Origin of the sequence: Mesorhizobium opportunistum WSM2075 (genome assembly GCF_000176035.2) — a bacterium.
GTDB lineage: Bacteria > Pseudomonadota > Alphaproteobacteria > Rhizobiales > Rhizobiaceae > Mesorhizobium > Mesorhizobium opportunistum.
Genome location: NC_015675.1, coordinates 5,545,358 through 5,559,640 on the forward strand (window position 1 = coordinate 5,545,358; position 14,283 = coordinate 5,559,640).

General features: G+C 62.7%; 12 protein-coding genes and 1 tRNA gene. 6 read left to right on the forward strand and 7 right to left on the reverse strand.

The genetic code is table 11. From position 1 onward, the window contains the following. Nucleotides 1–24: 24 nt before the first annotated feature. Nucleotides 25–1,488, forward strand: coding sequence for a betaine-aldehyde dehydrogenase (gene betB / locus MESOP_RS26845; RefSeq protein ID WP_013896487.1), 1,464 nt, complete (start codon nucleotides 25–27; stop codon nucleotides 1,486–1,488). Between the two features lie 73 nt (nucleotides 1,489–1,561). Here the strand turns inward: betB and MESOP_RS26850 are convergent, their stop codons facing one another. From MESOP_RS26850 to MESOP_RS26860, 3 genes are all read right to left on the reverse strand, one after another. Next, the gene (locus MESOP_RS26850; protein ID WP_013896488.1) at nucleotides 1,562–3,799 is read right to left on the reverse strand and encodes an AGE family epimerase/isomerase; all 2,238 of its coding nucleotides are present in this window, start codon (nucleotides 3,797–3,799) and stop codon (nucleotides 1,562–1,564) included. Nucleotides 3,800–3,990: 191 nt separating this feature from the next. Next, complete coding sequence (locus tag MESOP_RS26855; protein ID WP_013896489.1) at nucleotides 3,991–5,511, reverse strand: phosphomannomutase/phosphoglucomutase; 1,521 nt, start codon at nucleotides 5,509–5,511, stop codon at nucleotides 3,991–3,993. Nucleotides 5,512–5,688: 177 nt separating this feature from the next. Next, nucleotides 5,689–5,765, reverse strand: a tRNA-Pro gene (locus tag MESOP_RS26860). A gap of 272 nt (nucleotides 5,766–6,037) precedes the next feature. Between MESOP_RS26860 and MESOP_RS26865 the strand changes: the two genes are divergently transcribed. The 4 genes from MESOP_RS26865 (at nucleotide 6,038) to MESOP_RS26880 (ending at nucleotide 8,075) form a co-directional block, all read left to right on the forward strand. Then, complete coding sequence (locus tag MESOP_RS26865; RefSeq protein ID WP_013896490.1) at nucleotides 6,038–6,325, forward strand: hypothetical protein; 288 nt, start codon at nucleotides 6,038–6,040, stop codon at nucleotides 6,323–6,325. A 620-nt stretch (nucleotides 6,326–6,945) separates the two neighbouring features. Continuing rightward, complete coding sequence (locus tag MESOP_RS26870) at nucleotides 6,946–7,161, forward strand: hypothetical protein (RefSeq protein WP_013896492.1); 216 nt, start codon at nucleotides 6,946–6,948, stop codon at nucleotides 7,159–7,161. A 135-nt stretch (nucleotides 7,162–7,296) separates the two neighbouring features. Continuing rightward, nucleotides 7,297–7,608, forward strand: coding sequence for a hypothetical protein (locus MESOP_RS26875; RefSeq protein ID WP_224728977.1), 312 nt, complete (start codon nucleotides 7,297–7,299; stop codon nucleotides 7,606–7,608). 107 nt (nucleotides 7,609–7,715) lie between these two features. After that, nucleotides 7,716–8,075 (forward strand): hypothetical protein, encoded by a 360-nt coding sequence (locus MESOP_RS26880; RefSeq protein WP_013896494.1) that lies wholly within the window; start codon nucleotides 7,716–7,718, stop codon nucleotides 8,073–8,075. A 46-nt stretch (nucleotides 8,076–8,121) separates the two neighbouring features. Here the strand turns inward: MESOP_RS26880 and MESOP_RS26885 are convergent, their stop codons facing one another. The 4 genes from MESOP_RS26885 to MESOP_RS26900 all read right to left on the reverse strand — a co-directional run bounded on the left by MESOP_RS26885 (nucleotide 8,122) and on the right by MESOP_RS26900 (nucleotide 13,551). Continuing rightward, the gene (locus MESOP_RS26885) at nucleotides 8,122–9,741 is read right to left on the reverse strand and encodes an ABC transporter ATP-binding protein (protein WP_013896495.1); all 1,620 of its coding nucleotides are present in this window, start codon (nucleotides 9,739–9,741) and stop codon (nucleotides 8,122–8,124) included. A gap of 15 nt (nucleotides 9,742–9,756) precedes the next feature. Then, nucleotides 9,757–10,878, reverse strand: a complete 1,122-nt coding sequence (locus tag MESOP_RS26890) for an ABC transporter permease (RefSeq protein WP_013896496.1) — start codon at nucleotides 10,876–10,878, stop codon at nucleotides 9,757–9,759. Next, on the reverse strand, nucleotides 10,871–11,794 hold the full coding sequence (locus MESOP_RS26895; protein ID WP_013896497.1) for an ABC transporter permease subunit: 924 nt from the start codon (nucleotides 11,792–11,794) through the stop codon (nucleotides 10,871–10,873). The genes MESOP_RS26890 and MESOP_RS26895 overlap by 8 nt, the downstream gene beginning before the upstream one ends. Before the next feature lie 164 nt (nucleotides 11,795–11,958). After that, nucleotides 11,959–13,551 carry a peptide ABC transporter substrate-binding protein gene (locus tag MESOP_RS26900; protein WP_013896498.1) on the reverse strand — a complete coding sequence of 531 codons (1,593 nt, stop codon included), beginning with the start codon at nucleotides 13,549–13,551 and terminating at the stop codon, nucleotides 11,959–11,961. A gap of 284 nt (nucleotides 13,552–13,835) precedes the next feature. Here MESOP_RS26900 and MESOP_RS26905 point away from each other — a divergent pair, with 284 nt between their 5' ends. Next, nucleotides 13,836–14,282, forward strand: coding sequence for a TadE/TadG family type IV pilus assembly protein (locus MESOP_RS26905; protein ID WP_013896499.1), 447 nt, complete (start codon nucleotides 13,836–13,838; stop codon nucleotides 14,280–14,282). The last annotated feature ends 1 nt before the right edge of the window (nucleotide 14,283 follow it).

A 14,283-nucleotide genomic window follows, 5' to 3' on the forward strand; every position in this document is an offset into this window, starting at 1 on the left:
GCGAATAGAATTTGGAGACTTCCCATGCGCGCCCAGCCCACGGCATCGCACTATGTCAACGGACGCTACGTTGACGACGAGCAAGGCGCGCCACTGCCGGTCATCTATCCGGCCACCGGTGAGACCATCGCCATGCTGCGCGCGGCGACGCCGAACGTGCTTGAGTTGGCTATCGAGGCCGCACGGGCAGCACAACCCGCCTGGGCACGGCTGAAGCCGGTCGAGCGCGGCCGCATCCTGCGCCGCGCCGCCGACATTTTGCGCGCCCGCAACGCCGACCTTGCCCGCATCGAGACGCTCGACACCGGCAAGGCGATCCAGGAAACGCTGGTAGCGGACGCGCCTTCAGCAGCCGATTGCCTTGAATATTTCGGCAGCGCGGTCGCCGCCTACAATGGCGAATCCGTTGACCTCGGCGGCCCCTTCGCCTATACGCGGCGCGAGGCCCTCGGCGTCTGCGTCGGCATCGGCGCCTGGAATTATCCGATCCAGATCGCCGGCTGGAAGTCCGCGCCCGCACTCGCCATGGGCAATGCCATGGTGTTCAAGCCATCGGAAAACACACCGCTGTCGGCGCTGGCGCTGGCCGAGATCTACAGCGAGGCCGGCCTGCCCGACGGGCTGTTCAACGTCGTGCAGGGTTATGGCGATGTCGGCGCAGGCCTCGTCGGCCACGATGTCGTCGCCAAGGTTTCGGTGACCGGCTCGGTGCCGACCGGCCGCAAGGTGCTGGCGCTTGCCGGCTCCAAGATGAAGCACGCGACGATGGAGCTCGGCGGCAAGTCGCCGCTGATCGTCTTCGACGACGCCGACATCGAAAACGCCGTTGGCGGTGCCATGCTCGGCAATTTCTATTCCACCGGCCAGATCTGCTCCAACGGCACGCGCGTCTTCGTGCAGAGCGGCATTCACGACCGCTTTGTCGAAAGGCTGGTCGAGCGGACCAAGAAAATCCGTATCGGCGATCCACTCGATCCCGAGACCCAGATGGGGCCGCTGGTCTCGAAAGCGCAGCATGAGAAGGTTGTCGGCTATATCGGCACCGGCAAGCAGGATGGCGCCACGCTGGCTTGCGGCGGCAACGTGCCTTCGCTGCAAGGTTTCGATGGCGGCTTCTTCGTCGAGCCGACCGTGTTCACCGGCGTCACCGACACCATGCGCATCGCCCGGGAGGAGATTTTCGGACCTGTCATGAGCGTGCTGAAGTTCGACGGCGAGGACGAGGTGATCGACCGCGCCAACGATACCGAATTCGGCCTTGCCGCCGGCGTGTTCACCCGCGACCTGCCGCGCGCCCACCGCGTCATCTCCGAGCTGCAGGCGGGCACCTGCTGGATCAATGCCTACAATCTGACGCCAGTCGAAATCCCGTTCGGCGGCTTCAAGCAGTCCGGCATAGGGCGGGAAAATTCGCTGGCGGCGCTGGCACTCTACTCGCAGCTGAAATCGGTCTATGTCGAGACGGGGGACGTGGCGGCGCCTTATTGAGAGGTCGGCGGGACAGCGCCCCCCTCTGTCCGGCAGGACAGAGGGGGGCGTGAAGGGATGAGGCGGTCGTCAACTAGCTTCTCTCCGCCGTCCCGTCCAGATACTGCGTCAGCGCGCAGACCAGGTGATAGAAAATGCTGGCTGGAACGTCGGATGCCAAGGAGCGGCCGCGCTCGTCGATGCGGTCGATCCACAGCCCCAGCGGCGCCGGATCGATGTGCCAGCGGAACAGCCGGCCGACGCGCGCCTCTATCTCCGGCTTGAGATCGGGACCGCCTGAGCCATTCAGCGCAATTGCCGCCTTGACCGCTTCAGCCTGCGGCCAACTGCGTGACGCCAGGTCGAGAGGCAGGCCTTGCCGCGAGACCGCGCCATAGGCAAGGCCTGTGGCGCGGTTGAGACCGCTGGCGATTGCCGAGGCGTAGAGTTTCCTGGCGAAGCCGCGCAATTCGGCCTGGCCGCTGCGCTCGGCAAAATCGACCAGCAGCGAAGCCCACTCGAAGTGATGGCCAGGCTCGGTCCAGAGCCCCTTGTCACCAGCGGCCGGCTTCCATTCGGCGTCGAAATATTCGCCGAGCGTCCAGCTTTCAGGATCGAAGAAATGACTGCGGAAAAGGTCGATGATGCGTGCGGCACGGCGCAGATGGGCACGCTCTCCGGTGGCCTGATGCCAAGCCAGGAAAGCCTCGAGCAGATGCATGTGCGGGTTGGAGCGCCGCTCGCCCTCCCCGTCCGATGTCTCGAGGAATCCGGTCATGCGGCTGTCCTCGAGATGGGCATCGAGAAAAGCGAAGGTTTCCTCGCCGAGCCGAAGGGCATCCGGATTGCCCGACATGTGTGCATGCGCCAGCGCCAGCAAAACGCAGGAATGGTCGTAGGCATCCTCGGTGGCATCGGCAACGGAGCCGTCGACATTCAGCGTGCGCACCCAACCGCCGCGGTCGGTGCGCCCCTTCCCTGCCATGAAGTCGATGCCATGTGCGATCAGCCGGTCGGCAGGACCATCCCAACCGCGAGCGCTGGCGACGGCGAAGGCATAGACCTGGCGAGCCTGCGTGCGCATGCGTTTGGGCTTGATCAACGGGGAGCCGTCAAAGCCAAGCGCTTCGTGGAAGCCGCCGTGGCGCTCGTCGACACCTGATGTCGACCACAATGGTAAGGTTTCCTGAAACAGCCAGTGATGCACGCGCCGCCGCCAGGCGCCGCTTTCAATGACGCGATCATGGGCAGGCGTGAACCGTGTTTCGAGCCGGCCACTCTTCTCGAGCTGCTCGACGATCTTCTTGACGTGCTGGCTGTGGCTGACCGGAGCGATGAAAGTGGCGTCGATAGTTGAGACGATGGCGACATCCTTCATGCCGATCGCGGACAGCAAGCTGCCGTCACTGCGGATGTAGGAGTTCTCGCAATCGATGGCGACGACATCGCCGACGATGACATTGCCCTGGTCGTCGGCAGGGCCGACATCGAGGAGCGATTGCCAGGAGCCCAGGTCGTTCCAGCGGAAGCCCGCAGGCACCATGGCGATGTCTTTTGCCCGCTCCATGACCGCGTAGTCGATCGAGTTGGACGGAATGGCCTCATAGAGTTCGAGCGGCATATAGAGGCCGGACAGATCCGATGTCGCCGCCTTGTAGGCCGCTTCGGTGGCCTGCCAGATATCCGGTTGGAACGCGATGAACGCGTCGCGCATGGCGCCGGCGTGAAACAGGAAGATGCCGGTGTTCCAGTAGAAGCTTCCGGCTTTGACATAGCTCTCGGCGGTCGCGAGGTCCGGCTTTTCGACGAAGCGCGAAACGTCGAAAATACCGCCGCTTTCGGCTGCGACCTCGATATAGCCATAGCCGGTTTCAGGCTGTGTCGGCTTTATGCCGAACACCACAAGCCGGCCGGCGCGCGCCGCATCTGCCCCTGCCTCGATGCTCTGCCAGAATTGCCCTACCGTCGATATTTCGTGGTCCGAAGGCACCACCAGGACGAGGCTGTCGCCGAACTCGGACAAAGTGCGCAGCGTCGCCAGCGCGACGGCGGCAGCGGTGTTTCGCCCCGTGGGCTCGAACAGCGGACCGCCGCCGGCGAGATCCAGGCCGGCAAGATCGGCATGCACACGTTCGGCATGGCGCTCCGACGCGATCAGGAAGATCGGCGTTTCGCCGCCGGATCTTGCCGCCAGCCGGCGCAAGGTCTTGGCCAGCATCGAGCCATCGCCCGACAGGTCATGGAACTGCTTGGGATTATCCTCGCGTGACAGCGGCCATAGCCGCGAGCCAACGCCGCCGCTCATGACAAAACTGACAATTCGATCGGTCATTCAGGTCTCGTATTCAAAAAAGCTGCGGTTGGCGCCCGACACAAGCCTTTAGCCCGTGTTCGTCCGATTGGAAATGCGGCAACTCCTATCGGTTCGAGATGTCGACAGGATCGGTTCTGCGAGATTTCCACTGGTGATGGTGGCTTCGGCCTCATGCGTCGAGATCGAGGTCAGGCTGGCCGAATCACAGCTCAGAAGGTCTGGTTGTAGGCGCCGACTTCGGGGCTGCGGCGCAGCACGGCGTCGACGGCCTCGAACATCTGTCGGCGACGCTGCGACGACACCGGGCTTTCGACGACCACGACGAGCTCAGGCTTGTTCGAAGACGCCCGCACCAGCCCCCAGGTGCCATCCTCGGCGACGACACGCACGCCGTTGACAGTGATCAGGGCCGATATCTTCTGGCCGGCGAAAGCGGCGCCGTCGCGCATCATCGCCTGAAAGTCGGAGACCACCCGCTCGACCACGCCATACTTCACGTCGTCCGCGCAGTGCGGCGACATGGTCGGCGTGCCGAAGGTCAGCGGCAGCGCACGGTAGAGGTCGGCCATCGAGCTGTCCGGGTTGCGGTCCAGCATCTGGCAGATGGCGATGGCCGTGACCAGCCCATCGTCATAGCCGCGCCCGATCGGCGGGTTGAAGAAGAAATGCCCCGATTTCTCGAACCCGGCGACGGCGCCGAGTTCGGCGACACGCCGCTTGATGTAGGAGTGGCCGGTCTTCCAGTAGTCGGTGACGGCGCCATTGGCCTTAAGCACGCTGTCGGTGTTGAACAGCCCGGTCGACTTGACGTCGACCACGAAGGTCGAACCCGGGTGCTGGCCGGAGATGTCGCGCGCGAGCATCACGCCGACCTTGTCGGCAAAAATCTCGTTGCCTTCATTGTCGACGACGCCGCAGCGGTCGCCGTCGCCGTCAAAACCCAGCCCGACATCGGCGCCGGTCTCCAAAACCTTGTCCCTTATGGCATGCAGCATCTGCATGTCTTCGGGATTGGGGTTGTAGCGCGGGAAGGTGTGGTCGAGTTCGGTATCGAGCGGGATCACCTCGCAGCCGATGCGCTGCAACGCTTCCGGGGCAAAGGCGCCGGCGGTGCCGTTGCCGCAGGCGGCGACCACTTTCAGCTTTCGCGCGATACGCTTGTCCCTGGTCAGGTCGTCGAGATAGGCGGCGCGAAAATCGCGGATGAAATCATAGGAACCACCGCCGACAAGGTCGAAATCTCCGGCCTGCACGATCGCCTTCAGCGCGCTCATCTCCTCGGGTCCGAAGGTCAGTGGCCGCGCCGCTCCCATCTTGACGCCGGTCCAGCCATTTTCGTTGTGCGAGGCGGTGACCATGGCCACCGATTGGGTTTCCAGCGCGAACTGGGCGAAATAGGTCATCGGCGACAGCGCCAGGCCGATATCCCTCACCCGTGCGCCAGCGGCCATCAATCCGGACACCAGCGCCAGCTTGATCGACAGCGAATAGGAACGGAAATCATGCCCGGTGACGATGTCGGGGCCGGCTCCGAGACGGCGGATCAGCGTGCCAAGCCCCATGCCGAGCGCCTGGACACCGATCAAGTTGAGCTCCGGCGGCACAGCCGAACCGGGGTGGCCAAACCACCAGCGCGCGTCATATTCGCGGAAGCCGGACGGCTTTATCAGCGCCGCGGTTTCGAATTCGAAGCTGTTGGGCAAGGCCTCGCCGACGATCCTGGGGGTCAAGACTGGAAAACTCCAAATGGCTGGGAACACAAATTATCGAGGGTCGTGGCTACCATAGGCTTCAAGCCGTGTTTACCCCTAAAACGCTTGGCGTTTGAGGTGATACGTCTTGCCTTGTTTTCAGGTGGGTATCGTCAAGGGCGCCAAAGTCGGGATGCGCCAATACGTTGTTTTTTCTGGTCGGAGTGGCAGGATTTGAACCTGCGACCCCCTCGTCCCGAACGAGGTGCGCTACCAGGCTGCGCTACACTCCGTGACCAGACCGCGGGCTTATAGCCGCCACGCCTCGTTCCTGCAAGCGGCAATGGCAGCACTTCTGTCGCATTTCGTCTGCTTTGGCCGCGGACGGCGCGGACACCAGGGTTTCCCGACTATCATGGCCGAGACGCAGCCTCGTCCAGGCCATTGACGATGTGAACGCCCGTCCATCAACCCTGCCGTCCTCATCCAGCCCTGAAACCGGAACCAAAGCGGACCACCAGCGGTTATCCAAGGAAGGGCTAATCAAGGCAATGGAGAAATTGCAATGAAAACAATGGCCATGTGCGCTTTGGCGCTTTGCATCGGATTGCCGGCAGTGGCTTCGGCAGCCGAGGCCGACGTCGTTATCAGGACCCACCATCGACACCACAACAACGTCAAGATCATCAACGAGTACGGCCAGCGCCTGCATCATCGCCGCCACGGTACAGTTGCGTTCTACGACCATGGCCGCCGGCATCATCGTCGGGACACCGTGATTGTCACGGGCTCCGTCTCGACCTACCGTCACCATCACCGTCACCCCGTAGTGATCGACAACGGCGGATACTGATCACCGTCCGCCTGGCCCGGCTCGCCGATCGAGCCGGGCCAGCCAGACGCCCTACCGCGGCGTCCCGCGCACAAGCTCGGCCGACGGCTCTCATGCGGCGCCACGCCGCAAAAGCCGTCATTCAACTTTGAAACCTGCAGAATCCGACTTGCTGCCCCCAATGTACCGCGGGTTGCGGCGCCCACCAGAAATCGAGGGTTCGCTCGCCACATCACTCATCACATGAGAGCGGCGAGCGAACCCTATCGGCGCAGGAAGGGACGTGGCTGCGCCAATTGCAAAACCTTGGCCGGTTCTCCTTCTTGGCCGATTCTCCTGGGTGCTCAGCCGAGGGCTATTCCGATAGCCATCAAGGTGATGGCCGCGGCGAAGACCGGTGCGAGCAACCAACGCGCCTGGCCAACACTCTTTTCCATCAGCTTCCTCCCACGATCTTGCAGCGGACAACGGCGGCAAACAGCTGCTGTTCCGCGCGGCGTCCCCGGCAAGACCATTGCCCTTTGCGATCAGACCTAGGTCCGGCACCCCATCCGACCGAAGCCCAACTTGGAACGGTTGTACACGATCCTAATTTGGTTGATTGGGCGGGAAGACAGTCGAATAAAGCGGAAATGAAGAGCATGTCGAATCGTGAGACCGCAAGATCCCATGCCTTAAGCACACGCGTGCATGACCTCAGGACCAAGATGCAGGAGGCTCGGATCACCGAGGACGAAATGAAGACCTTCCAAAGGGTCGCGGCCGTGATGGAGGACGGCCAGGGCCAAATCGATGGCGACGATCTGATCGCCGCATCCTTCGTTGCCGACACGGTGCTGGACAAAAACGCGCCCTGAGTGACCATGCCGACAATTAGCAGACTTTTTTATTCCCATGCCGAAGCAGCCAGGGTCACAGGCGCCTTGGTGGCAGCCGGAGTTCCCCGCGTACAGATTGCCGTCATCGGGCCCTACCATGACGAAGTCGGAGTCTTGAAGACACCCTCGGTCCTGCTTGGCGCCGTCGCTGGGGCGGCGGCCTGCCTGGGCGCTGTCGCAGTCCTAGGCATCAATCCTCTGCCTGCCGGACTGCCGGCAGCGGCGTTGATCGGCGCGATCTGCGGCGGCGGTGCCGGCGCACTGCTCAGGACGTTCGTTACGACCACCGTCGTGCCGGATGATCGGAGCGTCGCCGAGGGGATCGTTCTGGTGACGGCCCATGTCGATGAAAACGAGACCGACGTCGCCCAGGCAGTGCTCGGCGGTGGAGCCTCCGGAACCGGATACGTCGCCAAAGCAGCGTGAACACGGACTGCGTGCTCGACAGCAGGCGCAAAACTTTGACGAAATGGGCATCGACCCTAGGTAGCCGATGGTATGAGGGGCCGGTAGACGGCGAGCCGGATGCGGACATGAATTTGATTTCAAAGGAAAAGCCGGCACCGGTTGTTTTGATTGCACTGCTTCTCGTGGCCGGCTTCCTCTTGGCCGGTTGCTCATCGATCGGCAGGACGGTGGACGCGGCGAAATACGACAAAATGAGCTGCCCCGAACTCAACAGCGCACTTGGCGAAAACGCCCGCGAAATCTCGCAGATCGCGATCACGCGCGGCAAGGTCGCCAACACCAGCGTGCCGCGCTGGCTGCTGGGTGGTTCGCGGGTCAAGACGGCGGTCGCAAACCGCGAGACGGCGAGGATCGACCAATTGAAGCAACGGCACGATGCCATTGTCGCCGCGCGGGCGCACAGGTGCCAGAGGTCGGCGAGCTGAGCAAACAGGCGCCGCCCCGACGACTGTCTTCACCTGAAGCGACGTTTCAGGCGCTCAACCGGAACCGCGTGACATCGATTGCCGCATTCATCAGCGTTTGGGTATAGGCAGCCTGCGGATTGCTGAAGATCGCCTCGGTCGGCCCTTCCTCGACGATCTTGCCCTGCTTCATGACGATGATGTAGTCGGCCATGGCGCGCACAACGGCAAGGTCGTGGCTGATGAACAGGTAGGACAGTTCGTGGTCGGCCTGCAGCTTGCGCAACAGTTCGACGATTTGTTTTTGCACCGAGCGGTCGAGCGCCGAGGTCGGCTCGTCGAGCACGACCATCTTGGGTTTCAGGATCATGGCGCGGGCAATGGCGATGCGCTGCCGTTGCCCACCGGAGAATTCATGCGGGTAGCGATTGCGCGCGTTTGGATCGAGGCCGACTTCGCGCAGGGCTTCGACCGCGCGCTGGTCGCGCTGCTTGCCCGAAAGATCAGGCTCATGCACCAGCAGCCCTTCGGTGATGACCTGGCCGACGGTCATGCGCGGCGACAGCGAGCCGAACGGATCCTGGAAGACCAGTTGCATCTGGCGCCGCAGCGGCCGCATCGCCTGCCGGTCGGCGGTGGAAATGTCGCGATCGCCGAAACGAATGAGCCCGTCGCTCGGCAACAGCCGCAGCAAAGCGCGGCCGAGCGTGGATTTTCCCGAGCCGGATTCGCCAACAATGCCGATTGTCTGGTTGCGCTGCAGCCGTATCGAAATGTCGTCGACGGCGCGCAGCATCAACGGTTCGCCGGCGAGGAAGCCGCCGCCGATCCTGAACGTGACTTCGACATTCCTGCCTTCGAGCACCACGGGCGCCTTGGCGGGCGGTGGCGCCTTGGTTCCGGTCGGCTCGGCCGCCAGCAGCATCTTGGTATAGGCGTGCTGCGGGTCGACGAAGATCGCTTCCGCCTCACCCTCTTCGACGACCTCGCCCCGGCGCATGACATAGACCCGGTCGGCGAAGCGCCGGACGATGCCAAGATCGTGGGTGATGAAGACGATCGCCATGCCGAGCTTGCGCTGCAGCTCGGCCAGAAGCATCAGGATCTGCGCCTGGATGGTCACGTCGAGCGCCGTCGTCGGCTCGTCGGCGATCAGGATGTCGGGGTCATTGGCGAGCGCCATGGCGATCATCACGCGCTGGCGCTGGCCGCCGGACATTTCGTGCGGATAGGATTTCATCCGCCGCTCCGGATCCGGAATATGCACCAGCCGCAGCAGCTTGAGCGCCTCCTCATGCGCCTCGGCGGCATTCAATCCGCGATGCCGGCGGATCGGTTCGATCAGCTGGTTGCCGATCGAATAAAGCGGATCGAGCGAGGTCATCGGCTCCTGGAAGATCATGCTGATCTTGCGGCCGCGGACCTTGTTCAGCTCGGACTTGCTCAGTGCCAGGAGGTTGCGGCCGCGATAATCGACACTGCCCGATGCTTCGCCGTTGGAGGCCAGCAGGCTCATCGCCGCCATCATCGTCTGGCTCTTGCCGGAGCCGGATTCGCCGACCACGGCAACGGTCTCGCCCGCATTGACGTGGATGTTGATGCCCTTCACCGCTTCGACGGCGCCGTCGAGCGTGCGGAAACGGACGCGCAGGTCCTTGACGCTGAGGATGGTTTCGGCAGCAGCCATGTCAACGGTCCCCATCTATCGATCTCTTGGATCAAGCGCGTCGCGCAGGCCGTCGCCGACGAAATTCAGGGCAAACAGCGTCGAGACGAGGAAGAAGGCGGGAAACAAGAGCAGCCAGTTGGCCGTGCCGATGTTCTTGGCGCCGACCGAGATCAGCACGCCCCAGCTGGTCATCGGCTCCTGGATGCCAAGCCCCAGGAACGACAGGAAGCTCTCCAGGATGATGACCTGCGGCACCAGCAGCGTCATATAGATCACAACGGGGCCAAGCAGGTTGGGGATGACATGGCGCAGCAGGATGCCGCGCTGGCCGACGCCCATGGCTTCGGCCGCCTGGACATATTCCTGGCGACGGATCGACAGCGCCTGGCCACGCACGATGCGCGCCATGTCGAGCCACAGCACCGCGCCGACCGCCAGGAACATCAGCACGAAGTTGCGGCCGAAGAACACCACCAGCATGATGACGAAGAAGATGAACGGCAAGGAATAGAGCACGTCGACGATGCGCATCATCACTTCGTCCACCTTGCCGCCGGCGAAGCCGGCCGTGGCCCCGTAGATCACCCCGATCACCACCGCCACGACACCGGCAAGCAGGCCGATGGCTAGCGATATCCGCCCGGCCATCAGTGTGCGCGAGAGAAGATCGCGCCCGGTGTTGTCGGTGCCGAACAGGAAATACTGCTGCTTGACCGACGTGCTCATCGTCACTTCGAGGCCGTCGGGCGACTTGCTCTCGATCTTGGTGTTGTCGAAGGCGTCGGACCGGTCGAGGTAGCGGATGTTGCGATCGTCGATCGGCTTCGTCGAGGTGACGGTGACCGTGACGCGCTCGCCCTCCTGCTTCCATTCCTTGATGTCGACCCGCATGCGCTTGATCGCGTCATCGAGGGCCGTCTCGATCATATCGGCCTTGGGATAGGCCGTGAAGCTCGGCGGCGTGCGCACATAGTCGGCATAGATGGTCGTGTACTGGTGCGGCACGAACCAAGGGCCGAACACGCTAATGATCGCGACAAAGGCCAGGTAATAAAGGCTGAACATGGCGGCGCGATTGGCCTTGAGACGCGCCCAGGCGTCGCCCCAGAGCGAGCGGCCGACGATGACGGGGGCCGAGGCTGCGATATCAGTCATAGCGCACCCTCGGGTCGACGACCGCGTACATGACGTCGACGATCAGGTTGAAGACGATGGTGAAGATGGCGATCACCACCACCGTTCCCATCACCAGCGTGTAGTCGCGGTTGAGGGCGGCATCGACGAAATAGCGGCCGACGCCTGGAATGGAAAAGATCGTCTCGACGATGACCGAACCGGTCAACAGCGCCGCCGCCGCCGGGCCGGTGAACGAGACGATCGGCAAGATGGCGCCGCGCAGCGCGTGCTTGACCACCACCGACCAGTCGGAGAGGCCGAGGGCACGTGCGGTGCGGATATGGTGGGAGCGCAGCGATTCGATCATCGAGCCGCGCATCAGGCGGGCAACGATGGCGATCTGCGGCAAGGCGAGGGTGAGCACCGGGCCGATCTTGTTGATGAAGGCGCCATCGCCCCACCCGCCGATCGGCAACAGCTTCCAGGTCAGCCCGAACAGAAGCTGGATCACTGGCGCGATAACGAAGGTCGGGATGGTGCTGCCGGCGGTCGCCAGCGCAATCACCGCGTAATCGCCAAGCTTGTTCTGGTTGAGCGCGGCGACGGTGCCGAGCACACTGCCGAGCAGCAGCGCCAGGATCAGCGCCGAGGCGCCGAGCTGGATGGAAATGGGCAGGCCCTTGGCAAACAGTTCGGTGACGGTGAAATCCGGCATGTTGTAGCTCGGGCCGAAATTGCCGCGCAGGAGATTGCCGAGATAGTGGACATATTGCAGCCAGAGCGGGTCGTTGAGGCCGAATTGGGCTTCAAGGTTGGCCTTGATCTCGGGGCTCAGCCCGCGCTCTTGGTTGAATGGGCCGCCCGGCGCGACGCGCATCAGGAAAAACGCCATCGTCACGATGACGAACAGCGTCGGAATGGCGGTCAAAAGCCGCCGGAATACGTATCGCAGCATCGGTGCCCCGCTTGATCCGGAGCTCGCGCGTCCAGTCGGACGATTGCGCTCCAGCCTTCAATCTTCGCACCGGATTCCCCGAAAATCGATTCCGCTTTCCGGACCGATGCGATGGCAAACCAGCCCCGCCGCGCACTCGAGTGCGCGGCGGTGCTCGCCAGGGATCAGTCCTTGCTGACGAAGCGCGAGGGATGCACATCCATCACGTTGTCGACGAAGCCATGCAGCTTCGAGGAAACGATGTCGTGGTAGCTGTAGTAGAGAAGCGGAATCTGGCCGACATCGTCGACCAGGATGCGCTCGGCCTCGGAGAGCTCCTTCATGCGCTCTTCGGGCTTGCCGCCAGCAGCCGCGGCCTTGTCCATGGCCGCCTCGTAGGCTGGGCTGTCGTAGTTCGAGTAGTTGTTGCCGCTCGCCTTGCGCGAGATGCCGAGGAAGGTTTCGGGATCCTTGTAGTCGGCGATCCAGGCGGCACGGGCCACGTCATAGTCGCCCTTTTGCTCGAGGAAGGAATAGTGGGTCTTGGTGTCGGTGTTGAGCAAGGTGACGTCGACGCCGAGCGGCTTCAGCTGTTCCTGGATGGCGACCGCGGTGTTCTTGTGGTTCTCCGAGGTGTTGTAGCGGATTTCCATCTTCAGCGGATGTTCCGGCGTGTAGCCGAGCTTCTCGAGGATTTTCTTGGCTGCGTCCTCGCGGTCGATCTGCGGCATGTCGGCATATTTGGCCACTGCCGGCGTATAGCCCTCGATGCCCGGAGGCACCATCGAATAGCCAGGCAGCATCGAATTCTGCCAGACTTTTTCGGCCAGGAAGTCGCGGTCGATCGCCATCGAGATGGCGTTGCGCAGCTCGGGATTGTTCCAAGGCGCCTTGTCGGTCTTGATCGCGTAGTAGTAGGTGCCGAGATATGGCCCGACGTGGATCTGGTCGCCGAACTTGGTCTTGAGATCGGCGAGCTGTTCGGTCGGCAGGTCGTCATAGCTGTCGAGTTCGCCGGCCTCGAAGCGCTTCATCGCCGATGAGCGGTCTTCGGTCGGGATGTAGTTGACCACGTCGAACTTGACGGTCGCGGCGTCCCAGAATTTCGGATTCTTGACCAGTTTCATGTGGTCGTTGGGAACCCATTCGGCCAGCGTATAGGCGCCGTTCGAGACCAGATTGCCGGGCTTGATCCAATCGGCGCCGAGCTTTTCGATGGAGGCCTTGCTGACCGGATAGGTCGCCTGGTGGGTCAGCATCTCCAGGAAGTAGGGCGTCGGCGCCTTCAGCGTCACCTCCAGGGTGTTGGCGTCGATCGCCTTGACGCCCATGTCCTCAGGCTTGCCCTTCTTGGTGTTGACGTCCTCCGCACCCTTTACCGGATAAAGCATCGAGGCGTATTCGGCGCCCGTCGCCGGGTCTTCCAGCCGATGGAACGCGTAGACGAAGTCGTCCGCCGTCACCGGGCTGCCGTCCGACCACATGCCGTCCTTGCGCAGCTTGAAGGTGTAGACGGTGCCGTCGTCCGATACCGTCCAGCTCTCGGCGGCGCCTGGAATGAGGTTCGCCTTCTCGTCCTGCATGACGAGGCCCTGGAACAGGTCGCGCAGGACATTGGCTTCGTAAACCGTCGAGGTCTTGTGCGGGTCGACGGATTCTGATTCTGCAGCGGTGCCTCGGTTGTAGACAATTTCGGCGAAGGCCGGCGTGTAGAAAGCGCCGGCGGTCACTGCCATGGTCGTGGCGAAAACCGTCGCCTTCAGCATGTTTTTCAGCATGAAGTTTCTCCCTGTCGGCGCTGCCGTCGGCGCGCCTCTAAGTGTTGACGCCCCGGAGCCGATGGCTGGCCCCTTCGAGCGCGCCGCCGGTTCCCCCCGGCAGCTGGTGGCAGGAGACTAGACAGGAGGTAAGCTCTTTTCAACCGAGTACTGATTGACCCTAAGTCAATCCCTAGGATCGAAGAAGCAACGGCTAATTTAGAGCGCCTTTTTCAATCGCATGCACTCCCTGATTGCACCCAGGGTTTTCGCTTTCTGCATGCGAACTTTGGCATGCTGGCACCATGGCTCAGAACCTCATTTCCAAAGTCCGAAGGCGTGCGCTCCGAGCGGACACTTCGGGAACTTCAGCGGTCGAGTTCGCTCTGTTGTCACCGCTGTTCATCCTCCTCTTGCTCGGAATGGTTGCATACGGCATCTATTTCGGAGCTGCCAGCTCTATTCAGCAGATTGCGGCCGACGCCGCCCGGACGGCCATCGCCGGATTGAACCAGACCGAGCGCCAGACACTCGTGGCCGCATTCCTCACCAACAATGCCGGCGGCTACCCCTTCGTGGACGCCAGCAAACTGTCCTACCAGGCCAATGACAGCGTGGCCGACGGCAGCCAGTTCGTGGTGTCCGTCTCGTACGATGCGCGCAACCTGCCGATCTGGAATCTCTTCCCGGGCATAGCGATGCCCGGGACCACGATCAAACGCCAGTCGACGATCAGGGTCGGGGGGATCTGAA